This is a genomic window from Paenibacillus athensensis (assembly GCF_004514475.2).
Classification (GTDB): Bacteria; Bacillota; Bacilli; order Paenibacillales; family NBRC-103111; genus Paenibacillus_AL; species Paenibacillus_AL athensensis.
In genome coordinates this window covers 438,172-451,484 of record NZ_MYFO02000002.1, presented here as the reverse complement: position 1 = coordinate 451,484, position 13,313 = coordinate 438,172, and the positions used below count along the sequence as shown (strand labels likewise).

11 protein-coding genes are annotated in these 13,313 nt (G+C 57.8%); 5 read left to right on the top strand and 6 right to left on the bottom strand.

Going from position 1 to position 13,313, the window contains the following annotated elements:
* Positions 1-44: 44 nt before the first annotated feature.
* The 4 genes from B5M42_RS05970 (at position 45) to B5M42_RS05955 (ending at position 5,032) form a co-directional block, all read left to right on the top strand.
* On the top strand, positions 45-2,042 hold the full coding sequence (locus tag B5M42_RS05970) for an ABC transporter ATP-binding protein (RefSeq protein WP_167689801.1): 1,998 nt from the start codon (positions 45-47) through the stop codon (positions 2,040-2,042).
* A 144-nt stretch (positions 2,043-2,186) separates the two neighbouring features.
* Positions 2,187-3,077: an alpha/beta hydrolase gene (locus tag B5M42_RS05965; protein WP_230632719.1), complete on the top strand. Its 891-nt coding sequence runs from the start codon at positions 2,187-2,189 to the stop codon at positions 3,075-3,077.
* A gap of 139 nt (positions 3,078-3,216) precedes the next feature.
* Positions 3,217-4,263 (top strand): MerR family transcriptional regulator, encoded by a 1,047-nt coding sequence (locus B5M42_RS05960; protein ID WP_134751985.1) that lies wholly within the window; start codon positions 3,217-3,219, stop codon positions 4,261-4,263.
* Positions 4,264-4,345: 82 nt separating this feature from the next.
* Positions 4,346-5,032 (top strand): class I SAM-dependent methyltransferase, encoded by a 687-nt coding sequence (locus tag B5M42_RS05955; RefSeq protein ID WP_134751983.1) that lies wholly within the window; start codon positions 4,346-4,348, stop codon positions 5,030-5,032.
* 156 nt (positions 5,033-5,188) lie between these two features.
* On the opposite strand, the gene B5M42_RS05950 is transcribed toward B5M42_RS05955, so the two are convergent.
* Positions 5,189-6,265, bottom strand: a complete 1,077-nt coding sequence (locus tag B5M42_RS05950) for a branched-chain amino acid aminotransferase (protein ID WP_134751981.1) — start codon at positions 6,263-6,265, stop codon at positions 5,189-5,191.
* A 126-nt stretch (positions 6,266-6,391) separates the two neighbouring features.
* On the opposite strand from B5M42_RS05950, the gene B5M42_RS05945 reads away from it, so the two are divergent.
* On the top strand, positions 6,392-7,297 hold the full coding sequence (locus B5M42_RS05945) for a LysR family transcriptional regulator (RefSeq protein ID WP_134751979.1): 906 nt from the start codon (positions 6,392-6,394) through the stop codon (positions 7,295-7,297).
* A 277-nt stretch (positions 7,298-7,574) separates the two neighbouring features.
* Here the strand turns inward: B5M42_RS05945 and B5M42_RS05940 are convergent, their stop codons facing one another.
* The 5 genes from B5M42_RS05940 to B5M42_RS05920 all read right to left on the bottom strand — a co-directional run bounded on the left by B5M42_RS05940 (position 7,575) and on the right by B5M42_RS05920 (position 13,136).
* Complete coding sequence (locus B5M42_RS05940; RefSeq protein ID WP_134751977.1) at positions 7,575-8,915, bottom strand: glycoside hydrolase family 30 protein; 1,341 nt, start codon at positions 8,913-8,915, stop codon at positions 7,575-7,577.
* A 449-nt stretch (positions 8,916-9,364) separates the two neighbouring features.
* On the bottom strand, positions 9,365-10,282 hold the full coding sequence (locus B5M42_RS05935; RefSeq protein ID WP_134751975.1) for a DUF4180 domain-containing protein: 918 nt from the start codon (positions 10,280-10,282) through the stop codon (positions 9,365-9,367).
* A gap of 149 nt (positions 10,283-10,431) precedes the next feature.
* On the bottom strand, positions 10,432-10,914 hold the full coding sequence (locus B5M42_RS05930; RefSeq protein WP_134751973.1) for an SRPBCC family protein: 483 nt from the start codon (positions 10,912-10,914) through the stop codon (positions 10,432-10,434).
* A gap of 16 nt (positions 10,915-10,930) precedes the next feature.
* Complete coding sequence (locus B5M42_RS05925; RefSeq protein ID WP_134751971.1) at positions 10,931-11,266, bottom strand: ArsR/SmtB family transcription factor; 336 nt, start codon at positions 11,264-11,266, stop codon at positions 10,931-10,933.
* A gap of 271 nt (positions 11,267-11,537) precedes the next feature.
* On the bottom strand, positions 11,538-13,136 hold the full coding sequence (locus tag B5M42_RS05920; RefSeq protein WP_134751969.1) for a DEAD/DEAH box helicase: 1,599 nt from the start codon (positions 13,134-13,136) through the stop codon (positions 11,538-11,540).
* Positions 13,137-13,313: the final 177 nt, after the last annotated feature.

Sequence of the window (13,313 nt, the reverse complement as noted above, 5' to 3'; positions counted from 1 at the left end):
GATAGAATAAGAGCAAAACCGTACACATGCAGGAGGTTCTTCCCATGAAGTCCAAAGCTGAATCAGAACGATATAAGGGTCAAAAAGAAACCGAGCCGCCTTCACCCGTAGCAGGTTCACCGGCAGCTGATGTGCAGCCGTCCGAAGTCGGCAGGCGTAAACGCGCGGCCGACGCTTCAAGCGCAATCGGCGGCGGCACAGCTCCCCGTCCGTCTTCCGGTCCGGCGGACAGCTTTGCGCATCGTTCCAACGCGCAGAGCCGCCTGCCACGCGCGGGCCGCGCCGCCGACGCCCCGGCGCCGGCCGACGCGAAAGCTGCTGTGCCGTGGGGACGCGTGCTGCGCTTGTTCCGTCCTTATTGGCGGCGGCTTGCCGTCATCGTGCTGCTGGCGCTGGCCGCGACGCTGATCGGTCTCGGTACGCCGCTTGCGATGCGTGCGATCGTCGACATAGCGATACCGCAGCGCGATTTTAAACTGCTCGCCCTGTTTGCTGCCGTGATGGTCGCAAGCCCCGTGCTCAAGGGCTCCATCAACGTCTGGCAGAACCATATGAACAACAAAATCAGCCAAAGCGTCACTTACGACCTGCGCCGCGCCATCTTCCGAAACGTGCAGCGGCAATCGATGAGCTTTTTTACCCATACGAAAATCGGCGACATCATCCAGCGCGTCATCAGCGACGTCCAGTCCGTTCAAGGCACAGTCACCGGAACGATCGTCTCATGGGTTACGCAAAGCGTGCAGATTGTCATCTCCATCGTCATCCTGCTGCACCTCGACTGGCGACTGACACTTGTTGCCTTTGTCGCGCTGCCGCTGCTCATCTGGCCGGCCCGCCGCGTCTCGCACCGCCGCACCGCCATGCGCCGCGAAACGCAAGCTTTGTACGGCCGGATGTCGTCGCAGCTCGCCGAAAGCTTCGGCGTATCCGGCGCGCTGCTCACGCGGCTGTTCGGGCGCGAAACGGCCGAAGCCGATCGCTTTTTTGCCCTGAACAAGCAGGCGATGCAGCTGGAGCTGAAGCTGCGGCTGATCGGGCGCTGGTCGGGAATGATGAGCGCGATCTCCAGCCCGCTTGGCGCTGCCGTGATCTATTTGTTCGGCGGCTGGAGCGTGATGAGCGGACGCATGTCGCTCGGCGATCTGATTGCATTCGTCTCCTTGACCGGCCGCCTGTACGATCCGATATCGACGCTGTTTAACGCCCATCTGGACATGGCTTCCTCGCTGGGCACCATGCAGCGCATCTTCGAATTTACCGATCTGCCGGCAGAAATGGCTGAACAGCATGACGCCGCTCCGCTCCCGCTTGTGCGCGGCGACGTCGAATTCCGCAGCGTCTCCTACGCCTACGCTTCCGGCACTCCGGCGCTCGCCGATATCAGCTTCCGGCTGCCGGCCGGCGGCATGCTGGCGCTCGTCGGCCCGAGCGGAGCCGGCAAAACCACGCTGATCGGCATGCTCGCGCGGCTGCACGATCCGACACATGGCGATGTCCTCATCGACGGGTACGACGTTCGCCGCGTTACGCTCGCTTCCTTGCGCAGTCAGCTCGCATACGTCACGCAGGAGCCGTTCCTGCTGCATGCCACCATCGCCGACAACCTTCGGCTGGCGCGGGAAGACGCCAGCCGGCAAGAGCTGGAGCAGGCCTGCCGCCAAGCCTGCATCCACGACTTCATCGCCGCCTTGCCGGACGGCTATGAAACCGTCGTCGGCGAGCGCGGTCACCGGCTCTCCGGCGGGGAAAAACAGCGCATCGCCATCGCTCGGGCCATGCTCAAGAACCCCCGCATCCTTGTGCTGGACGAAGCAACCTCGCACCTCGATTCCGAATCCGAAGCCCAAGTGCAGGCTGCGCTGGAGACCCTCATGAAAGGGCGTACCACACTCGTCATCGCCCATCGTCTTTCGACGATTTTGTCCGCCGACCGCATTCTCGTGTTGAACCACGGCCGCGTAGCCGAATCAGGCACGCACGAGGAGCTGCTGGAGCGCGACGGCTTGTATGCCAGACTGTACCGGACGCAGTTTGCATAAGGTTGCGCAAGCCGTCCGGAAGGGCGGATCTTTTTTGCCAAAGCGGCAGGGTTTCCGCTATTTTCCACGAATACAAGTACAAGCGGCCGGGGACAAGATCTGCAGCCGCAAGTTCGCGCAAAGGTGGATCAAGGAAGGAATCCCATGAAAATGAGCAAAATCATCGCCCTGCTGATGATGGCGTTTGCCATCACCTCCTGCACCAGCCCGGCAACCGGCGTGCCATCAACTACAGCTCCGGCAGCAACGCCTGCCCCAAGCCCCGCCGCGCCCTTGGCCGCTTCCGAGGTTTCCAACGTAGTCCTGCACAGTACCGCGCTGGATCGGGATATGGCTATGCGAGTCTATCTGCCCAAGGGCTACGACGGCAGCCGTACCTATCCGGTGCTCTACATGATCCACGGCTATGGCGGCAACGAAGGCTCCTGGTTTAACGACATGCATCTGGACCGTAAAGCCGATGAGCTGATCAACGCGGGCCGCATCGCTCCACTGATCATCGTGTGTCCCGACGTGGACAACAGCTACGGGCTAAACACCTCACCGACCGACATGTACGAGGATTACCTGATCAACGACGTTATCGGCTACGTCGACAGTCATTACCGGACGATTGCTGAAAAACCTGGCCGGTATATCGGGGGATTGTCGATGGGCGGCTTTATCAGCCTGCATCTGGCGTTCGCCCACCCCGAGTTGTTCGCCAAAGCCGGCGGCCATAGCCCGGCGCTTTGGCTCGACGACTGGAGCAAGGGCAGCTCCATTCGCTATATGCTGTATCCGTCCGACGAAAAACGCAAGGAACGCGACCCGATTCAGCTGGCGCAAACGCAGGACCTGAGCGGGATTCAAGTCTACCTCGATTGCGGACTGGAGGACGAGTATAAATTTTATGAAGGCAGCCGCAAGCTTCAAGAGGTGCTGGAAAGCCGGGGCTTGCCGTCCCAGCTTCATCTGAACGCCGGTCGTCACGAAGGGGACTACTGGACGCAAAACAGCCAGAATTACCTGCTGTTCTATGCCGGTGTGGAATAAGCAGGCGTTGTTTGCAGCCTGCTAGAATTTATTTTTACGCCTGCGTTTGCTCTCTGAGCGGAACTGCGGGTTTTTTATAATGAGAACGCTGACCTTGACACTGCGATAAGGTTCAACGGATTCATGGGAGGATAGCATCATGCTGATCCAGGAAGCTGCTCAAAAACTGAACATTTCTCCGCGGGCTATTCGTCTTTACGAACAAAAAGGACTCATCTCTCCCGCTAAACAATCGGGTAACCAGTACCGGATCTTTACAGAACAGGACCTCTGGCGGCTGCAGACGATCACGGCGCTACGTGAAGCAGGGATGTCGCTGGAACAGATCAAATGTGCTTTAGAACATGTCGATTCCGACCGCAAAAAGGAATTGCTTGCCTATCTGGAAATGCAGCGCTCCATTATGTACGTCGCCTTGCTGGCCTATAAACAGCAAGTTCAAACAACCGAGAGCATGATCAGTTTGCTGAAAAAAGAGCAAACAGTGCCGCTGCAGCAAATTTGTGAACTGGCTGCAGGGGCAAAAAAGCTCCGCGAAACTCGAACTTCATGGCACGATGTGTGGAACTTTGACCACATGGCTGCTCATCTGGATGATGTTATCCAACAAAATTCGGAGCTATTTGCCGATTACGGCCCCGCGCTTCGCACGTTGTGCGATTGGATTCGCCCCGCTGCCTCCGAAAGCGGGCTGGATGCAGGTACGGGTACGGGTAATCTGACAGCGAAATTGCTGGAGAGCGGCTGTACCCTGTATGCCGTTGATCAATCTCCAGCGATGCTGGCGGCCTTTGGTAGCAAATTCCCGCACATCGAGGCCCGGCGCGGCAACCTGTTGGCTCTTCCGTTTATGGATGGGCAATTTGATTTTGTCGTATCGAGCTTCGCCCTCCATCATCTGAATGATGAGCAAACGCTGCTAGCTTTAACAGAAATTCAGCGGGTGCTAAGGCCAAAAGGACGTATCGGTTTTGCAGGCTTTATGTTCACCGATCGTCAAGCGCAGGAGCATTATTACCGCCAATTGCAGCGGGAGGGTCGTAGCGATCTGTTGGAATGTTTGACCGACAAGCCAATGACGTCGCTTGCGCTGGTTCTGGAATGGCTGGAGCAGCACGGCTATATGACCAAACATAGGGCGCTCTCCGAACTGGTACACGTGGTAGCCGCTGTACCGATCCGTTAAATCAAAAAGCCGGTTCCGATATTGACCTTCACCCTGCGTTAACGTTTATGCTGTAACCGAAGTTATCGACAGGAGTGATGAAATGAACCACGACGATATTTATCGTTACGCGCCGGAAATCTATGAGGCATTAATCTCCCGGCAACCTTCGCTGCTTCCCGCCATACGCGAGATTTGCGATCCGCATGGGCTCGACATCATCGACTTGGGCGCAGGTACAGGCCGACTGACGATACCTCTGGCACAAGAGGGGCGCTCCTTGCTGGCGCTGGACGCCTCCGCTGCAATGCTGGAGATCGCAAAATGCAAGCTACGTGCAGCGGGGGGCTCCGCTGTTTGGCGCACCGCCGTATGCGACATGGCCCGGATTGCTGCTCCGTCTTCAAGTGCCGATCTGGTCGTCGCCGGATGGAGCCTTTGCTACTCTGCCAGTTCAACTTCAAGCGGCTGGGAGTCCCGGCTCGACGTGGCTATGCAAGAAATCCGCCGCGTTTTACGTCCGGGAGCCATTGCGATTATTTTCGAAACATTGGGTACTGGCTATACGGAACCGTCGCCGCCGGATTTTTTAACAGGTTACTTTGCTTTACTTGAGCAACGCTACGGATTCAGTCGTAGATGGCAAAGACTCGACTATCACTTTGCCGATGTGGAAGAAGCGGCAAGGTTGTGCGGCTTCTTCTTCGGCGAAGAACTGGCGAAAGAGGTGCGCACGAACCGCTTGACCGTCTTGCCGGAGTGCGCCGGCCTATGGTGGCGGCGATTTTGAGTAAGATAAGCCCTCTTCGCCCACGCCAAGCGGCCCTAGCAGTGAACAGCAGGCGGCAAGCGACAAAAATTGCTTCGCAAACTATTCTGTCTGCATGACAAAAAAATACGCTCAAGACAATCTTGAGCGCATTTTTTATCCTTAAAACGTATCCGCCTAGCCCTCGCCCAGCTCCACCCGCCAGCCGAACTCGTCGGCCAGCCTGCCGGTCTGAATCCCGGTCAGCGTGTCGTAGAGCCGCTGCGCCAGCTCGCCCATCCAGCCGCCGCCGATGGTCATAGCCTCGCCCTGCCAGCTCAGCTCGCCAATCGGCGACACAACCGCTGCGGTGCCGGTGCCGAACGCTTCGTGCAGCGTGCCGTCGCGATGCGCGTCGGCGATCTCGGTAATCGATACTGCGCGCTCCTCGACCGGAACTCCCCAATGCCGCAGCAGCTTGAGCACGGAATCGCGCGTCACGCCGGCCAGCAAGCTGCCGTTGAGCGCAGGTGTCACCACGCGGTCGCCGATGCGGAAAAACACGTTCATGCTCCCGACCTCTTCGATGTATTCGCGATGCACGCCATCCAGCCACAGCACCTGCGAGTAGCCGCGGCCCGACGCCTCCTGCTGTGCTTTCAGACCGGCGGCGTAGTTGCCGGCGGTTTTGGCCTCGCCCACGCCTCCGGCCACCGCCCGCACATATTCGGCTTCGACATGAATGCTGACCGGGTTGATCCCTTCGGAATAATAAGCGCCTACCGGCGACATGATGATCATAAAGCGGTATTTCAGCGACGGCGAAACGCCCAGCAGCGGCTCTGTAGCGATGATGAACGGTCGAACATAAAGCGACGTGCCCGGTGCAGCCGGGATCCAGTCGCGGTCGGCCCACACCGTCTTTTTAAGCGCTTCCAATGCCAAAGCTTCATCGATCTCGGGAATGCTCAAGCGGCGATTCGATGCATTCAGCCGGCTCAGGTTCATCTGCGGACGGAACATCAGGACTTTATCGTCGGCGGTCCGGTAGGCTTTTAATCCTTCAAAAACGGTCTGTCCGTAGTGAAACACCTTGGCTGCCGGGTCCAGCGTAATCGGCTGGTAAGGGATAATGCGCGGCGCGTGCCAGCCCGCTCCCTCCTCGTAATCCATGATCAGCATATGATCGGTAAAATATTTGCCGAATCCGAGCTTGTCCTCGGCCGGCTTGGTTTTGGGCTGGAGCGTACGCTCCACAGGAATTTCAAATGTCATTGCCTGCTCCGTCCTTTCAGCGTGATGTTGTTAATTGAATGATACCAGTAAGCGATGTATATTAATAATATCTGTTTTATACATTTTCCATATCCGCAAGGTATGGTAAGCAAGGAGCCATTTTTAATGGATTTACGCCAATTGCGCTACTTTCTGACCGTTGCCGAGGAAGGTCAGGTAACCGGGGCAGCCAAGCTGCTCAATATGGAGCAGCCGCCGCTGAGCCGCCAGCTCAAGCTGATGGAGCAGGAGCTGGGCGTGCAGCTGTTCGACCGCAGCGGCAACCGGCTCAAGCTCACGCAGGCGGGCGCGCTTTTGCGCGTTCGGGCCGAAACGCTGCTGCGCCAATTCCACGAAACGGTGCAGGAGGTTAAGGAGCTGGATGCCGGCGTACAAGGCGTGTTGTCCATCGGCACCGCCGTTTCCTGTATTTCGCTGCTGCCGGACAAAATCCGCCGCTTCGGCGAGCAATATCCCCGCGTGTCGTTCAAAATTCAGGAGGGCGATCATTTCCTGCTCGGCGAACTGCTGGAGCAGCGTCAAATCGAGCTGGTCGTCACCCGCCTGCCCTTCGAGGCCGCTTCCGGCGCCGAGCGATACGCCGAGCTGAAGCTGCCTTCCGATCCGTTCGTCGCGCTGCTGCCGCAGGATTGGGGTCCTCCGGCTCCAGCCAACAACGGCGATACCGCCGCTATCAGCCTGAAGGAGCTGGCTCGGCATCCTTTTTTAACCTTGAAAACCGACCATACCTTCTTGATGCACGAACAGGTGATGAACGAGTTTCGCCAAAGCTCACTTGCGCCGCACGTGCTTTGCGAATGCTCCAGCGTTGCGGTCATCCTCTCCTTCGTCGCCGCCGGTATCGGCGCTACCGTGCTGCCCAAATCGGTCACCTCGTCCTTCCCGCTAGCCGGCATCCGCTTGCTGGACATTGCCGATGCGCAGTTTGAATCGCAAGCGGGTCTCGTCTGGTTGGCCGACCGCTACTTGTCGACCAGCGCCCGTCGCTTTATCGACAGCTTTCAGCCCTAGCGGCCTCCCCCCCGCTCCCTCTGCCGGAAAACAGTAAAAACAGGCCGCTTGGCAAGGCTCCTCGCCACGCCGGACGGGCGTGAACTCGGGAAGCGCCCTGCAGACGGGCCTGTTTTCGTTCATTGGACAGACGGATAGCGGAGCGAGCCGCAGGGCATCCGTCTGGTCCGCGCCGCACAACGCTGTCCGGCGAGCTGATCGTTGCCGTGTGCAGCGGTAGCGTCGAGCTATTTTACCCCAAAAGGGCTTCGCCGGCAGCGGGGACCCGTAAACGCGCCTATGCCTCGAATACAATCGTATTAAAGGAATCCGCGGCCAGCTCCAGCCGGTACGTCCCTGAACGCTCGGCCAGATGCACCGTCCGCGTCTCTTTGAACGGATTGGCGAGCACGACAACACGTCGGCCATCCGGAGCAGCGAACGCGACGGCATCGCCCGTCCACGGGCCCTGCAGCCCGAGCCGCTGCGCCCCCGGCGCCACAAAATGCGCAAAATGCTTCATTACATAATACTCCGGGTTGCGCTTTAACGCGGCATTCGCCGGATCGACGGTCAACATCGAATTTTGCTCCCAGCCCCACGTACTGCGCCCTGTCGGCTCCAGCACCATGTTCCAGTAAATATAGGCATTGACGCCGTTCGTAAAGTAATGCTGAAAGAGGCTGAACACATATTGCGCGTAAAACCACGTATTTTCGCCGTCGCCGCATTCGTTTTCCGTCTGCATGTACCGCAGCTCCGGATAGCTTTGCACCGTGCGCTGAATACCGTATTTGCCGGCCCACTGGTAGCCGACGCCTTTGACATACCGATACGCTTCCGGGTCGCTGAGCACCGTATGGGCGTAAGCGTCGTGGCCGGTCGCTTTCTTTTTCTGCCATTCGTCCCACGGCTCCGGCGCATTGATCGTGCCCAGCCAGATTTCCGTATCCAAACCGTGCCGCTCGAAGGCGGGCCCCAAATAATCGCGGATAAAATCGCGCAGCTGCTCGCCGGTCCACACGCACGATGGAAATTTCTGATCGGCGACGACTTCATTTTGCACATGAACCTGATGGATCGTAATGCCTTCCTCGCGGTAAGCCTGCACAAATTTCACAAAATACAGCGCATAGGCCTGCAAAATCTCCGGCTCCCAGCGCAGCGTTCCATAGTTGTATGCCCGAGGATGCTTCATCCACGTCGGCGGACTCCACGGCGAAGCAAACAGCTTCAGCTCCGGGTTCAGCGCCAGCGCTTCCTTGATGTAAGGAATAAGCAGCTGGCGGTCGCGCTCAATGGAGAAATGCTCCATCGCCAGATCGCCGTCCGTCTCGTTCAAGCTGTACCAATCGAGCGCATAATCGCTCGCGCCAATCGGCAGCCGGCAGATATCGAACCGCTGCTCCCCTTCGGGATGAAACAACGCATGCAGCACCGCAGCGCGGTCTGCAGAGGACAGCTTTTGCAGGGCGACATACCCCAACTCATTAAAGCAGCCCCCGAACCCTTCCACCCGTTGAAAAAGCTCCTCCGTCACCGTCAAATCCGGCTTTTCAACCGACACAACCGCCGCTTCCCGCTCCTGCCAAGGCGCATCCGGCGTACTGGATACCCATCTTACTCGTGATGTTTGCATCGAAATTCCCTCCAACGTTTGCTATGCAAACAGCGTAGCACGGCGAGGTTAGTTTGTCTATTGAACAAACTTTTGGTTTTCTTGTATAGTTTTCAGGTTGTCGCATTTTTGGATCGGCTATGCTTACTCAAAAAAGAAGGAATAATGATGAAGAACAAGCAAGTCATAGGGATCTGGATGGCCATGATCCCTAGTATTTGTGGCCTTCTCGTCGGTAGCCAGCGCCGAATCTCCTTCGCTGCAGCCCCTCAACAGCCTGCACGCACAATACGAATACCTGCCGACTTTCGAACAGCATTATCCGCAATACGTCGACGGTAGTCTGGATGATACCTACGACTACGCTCAGCAGCGAATCGAAAGCTTTAACTTGACGACTACAAGCAAATGCCAGCTCTCGTCGTAATAACGTGAACCGACGTTTCTTCAATGAAGCGGGTGCTGTACTCTCAGCCCACCAACCAAACCTCCGCTTCTCCCCGATCGTTGAAGACGCGGAACTCGCCGCCGCGATTCAGCTCTGCGACCAGCTCCTTCATTTTGCCCTTGAGCTTTGACTCGTCAGTGATTACGAGAGCCCCTCTGACCCGATAGTTGGCGAATTTCTGCAGCATATACCCGGCCAGCCCCGTACGCAGCTTGAAAAAATCGTCGGCCAACGCTTCAGCCGGCAGCAAAACCCGCCATACGTCGGTCTCCATGCAAACGGCAATCAGGTCGAGCACATCTTGCTCGGTCGCGAGCGGCGCGGCCTCGGGTGTATAGACGATATACGCAGCGCCTTGATATTGCTTGTGCTCCACATTCATTTTCTTGTCCTCCTTGTTGTCCGAACTGCCAAACTCCTCTCGCAGCTGCTGGACCCACTGTAATTCATGGCGATAAAATGCCTCGATATTGTCGTCAATCATTGACCATAACCGCTGCTCGCGCGGCGTTCGGCCCGGAGCAAACGCGCTGCCGCGGCGGCGCTGCTCCTGCCCCAGTAAAAGGCGCATGCGGACCTCCTGCTCATAAGCCGACAACAAGCCTTCCCACTCGGCTGCATCCAGCAGATCGGACCAAGCCAGCTGAAGCAGGAAGGTTTTCTTCATTTCCGGCGGCTCGGGCGGGGCCAACACCCCCTTTTTCAGCTCGGACAGGCCCGAAGATGTGATCGTGTACACTTTTTTCGGCGGTGCACTTTCCTGTTGCTGTACCTCGCAGGTCACCTGTCCTTCGTCAAGCAGCTCCACCAGCGCTTTATAGATTTGATTGTTGTTGCCCGACCAGTACATGAACGGGGATTCCTGGATGATTTTTTTCAAATCGTACCCGGTCAGCGGTCGGCAGCTGAGCAGCCCCAGCAGCGCAAAATGAATCGACATCACGTTCACCTCGTTATCAGTATCCTATGGTAATAATAACATAGGTTAATGTATTTGCGAAATTAAAAAAAGCCCCGCACCTGCAAATCAGGTGCCGGAGCTTGCTTCATGCGGCCTCGGGCGCTGACGGGACATGAATCCCGCCCCCCTCATAGCTGGCGATAAGCCGCCAAGAGCTGCTGATAGGCTGCAAATTGAATTTCCCAGTTTGCTTTACGCCCTTGCGGCTCGCTTCCGTCGAGAATCACCGTAATTACATCCAGGCAGACGTGCCAGCCGGCCAAATCCTTGGGCGTATGGTCGGTCAGCCCGTTCAACCGCTCCAGCAGCAGCAGTCGGCAGCCGGCGCCATCGGGATACAGCTCGAAGCGTACGGTGTCGGAACCCCACGTATACTCCAGAGCTTTCAACGGCTTACAGTCCAAAATATTCATATCGACGAATGTCCCGTCGCGCATGTCAAAACGGATTCGCCCTCCCGTACGCAAATCCTCGACGCTCAGCTCCGGGAACCATTTACCCAGCTGTTCATTGTCGGTTAGCGCGGCCCAAACCTTGTCCACGGCATGCTTGTAACGACGCTCAAAACGGGCGATATACCCGTTCCCGTCGCGCTCGATTACCGCCAGCATCGATTTCCCTCCTTGTTTAATGGCGTTTGTTGGCATCAATGGCCGCTTGCTCGTCCAGATGCCGTTCCAGATCGTCCAGCTTGTTCGACCAAAATTCGCGGTACGGCTCGAACCACGTATCGATGTCCCGCAGCGGCCGGGCATTCAGCGCATAAATGTGCTTTTGCGCTTCCTTGCGAATCCGGACCAGCCCCGCTTCGCGTAGTATCCGCAAATGCTTGGAAATACCCGGCTGGCTTAACGCAAACAGCTCTACCAGTTCACCCACGGTACGCTCCTTGAGTCGCAGGTAGTCAAGAATTTGTCGCCGGTGCGGCTCGGCCAATGCTTCAAATAGTTTATCGTTAATCATGCTTTTATATTACCATCTAGTTATATGTCTGTAAAGTTATATAAAAATAAAGCTATATAAAATCGACGTGCTGTACTTGGGCTGCTATGCATTGCTTTTCAGCCACGTCCCAATCCGTTGTAGTTCCGGCAGGCGCACGAGCGCACAGCCAAAAAGGCTGTACTGACGCAAGGGAGCGCATAAGCTCCGCAAACGTCGGTACAGCCTTTTGTTTTGGAAAGCCAAGCGATTCTGTGCCGCTTGGCCTTCTATAAAGCCCGTCGCGACGGCGTTACACGTTGGCCGGGCTTTGCGGGCGACGCCGGCGGCGCTTCCGCTTAGGCGGCTGGTCGTCGCCGGACGGCTGCGCAGCCGCGGCTGCGCGCGGTGCTGCGACGGCAGTCCGCGCCGAACCGGCTTGCGCGCCTCGCTGGCTCCCGCCGCCCTGACGCGCTTCGCCGCCCTGGCGCGCTTCGCCGCCTTGACGCGCTCCGCCTCCCTGACGCGCTCCGCCGCCTTGACGCGCTCCGCCGCCCTGACGCGCTTCGCCGCCCTGGCGCGCTTCGCCGCCTCGACGCGCTTCGCCGCCTTGACGCGCTCCGCCGCCCTGACGCGCTTCGCCGCCCTGGCGCGCTTCGCCGCCCTGGCGCGCTTCGCCGCCTCGGCCCGCTCCGCCGCCCTGGCGCACTCCGCGCCCGCCGTCGTTGGCGCGGGCCGGCACCGGCGCAGCTGCCGCTTGCGGCGGCACAGCGAGTTGCATCGGATACGGATGATCCTCAACGCGCGGCACCGTTTTTTTGATCAGCTTCTCGATATCCTTCAAATACGGCAGCTCCTCGGCCTCGCAGAACGAAATGGCCGTGCCGCTCATCCCTGCCCGACCTGTCCGCCCGATCCGGTGAACATACGTTTCGGGGATATTCGGCAGGTTGAAGTTGATCACGTACGGCAGCTCGTCAATATCGATGCCGCGCGCAGCAATATCCGTCGCAACAAGCACACGGGTCGCGCCGCTTTTGAAATTGTTCAGCGCTGCTTGTCTGGCGTTTTGCGACTTGTTGCCGTGAATCGCCTGCGCGGTAATATTCGCTTTAGTCAGCCCGCGCGCGACGCGGTCTGCGCCGTGTTTCGTGCGGGTGAAAACGAGCGCGGAAGATATCGCGTGCTTTTGCAGCAGATAGGTCAACAAATTTTGCTTGTTTTCCTTGTCGACAAAATACAGCGACTGCTCGATCCGCTCCGCCGTCGACGACACCGGCGTAATTTCCACATAAACCGGCTCGACCAGCAGGCTTTCGACGAGCTTGGCGATTTCCGGCGGCATGGTGGCTGAGAACAGCAGCGTTTGCTTTTTCGGAGGCAGCTTGGCAATAATTTTTTTCACATCGTGAATAAAGCCCATATCGAGCATACGATCGGCTTCGTCGAGCACGAACATCTGCACATGCTGCACATCGACGTGTTGCTGATGCATCAGATCCAGCAGCCGTCCCGGCGTAGCGACCAGCAGGTCGGTGCCTTTAGCCAGCTCCATTTCCTGCGCTCTTTGCGAAACGCCGCCGACAATGGCGACGCAGCGCAGGTCGGTGAATTGGGCGTACGCCTGCACGTTCTCCATAATTTGAATCGCCAGCTCGCGCGTCGGCGTCACAATCAGCGACCGGATGCGGCGCGGTCCGCGAGGCTTGGCCGGCTGTGCAAGCAGCCGGTGAATAATCGGCAGCGCAAAAGCCGCCGTTTTGCCGGTGCCCGTCTGCGCGCAGCCGAGCAGATCCCTGCCCTCCAATACGGGGGGAATCGCCTGTTCCTGAATTGGCGTCGGCCGGGTATATTGTTCTTTGTCCAGCGCCTTGAGAATGGCCGGAGCCAGCTTTAAGTCTTGAAAGTTCATAGAATCTCCCTTTATATATAAGCGTTTGATTGTATCTGCTGAAGCGAACATCGACAAGGCCTGCCAGATCAAAGTCGCGACGTATAAGGATACCATAGAAAAGGAAAAAAAAGAAGATACCGCTCCCCTGCACTACGGTCGGCTACTGCCCGGTTAATCCGCTTCTTCCCTGCCCCA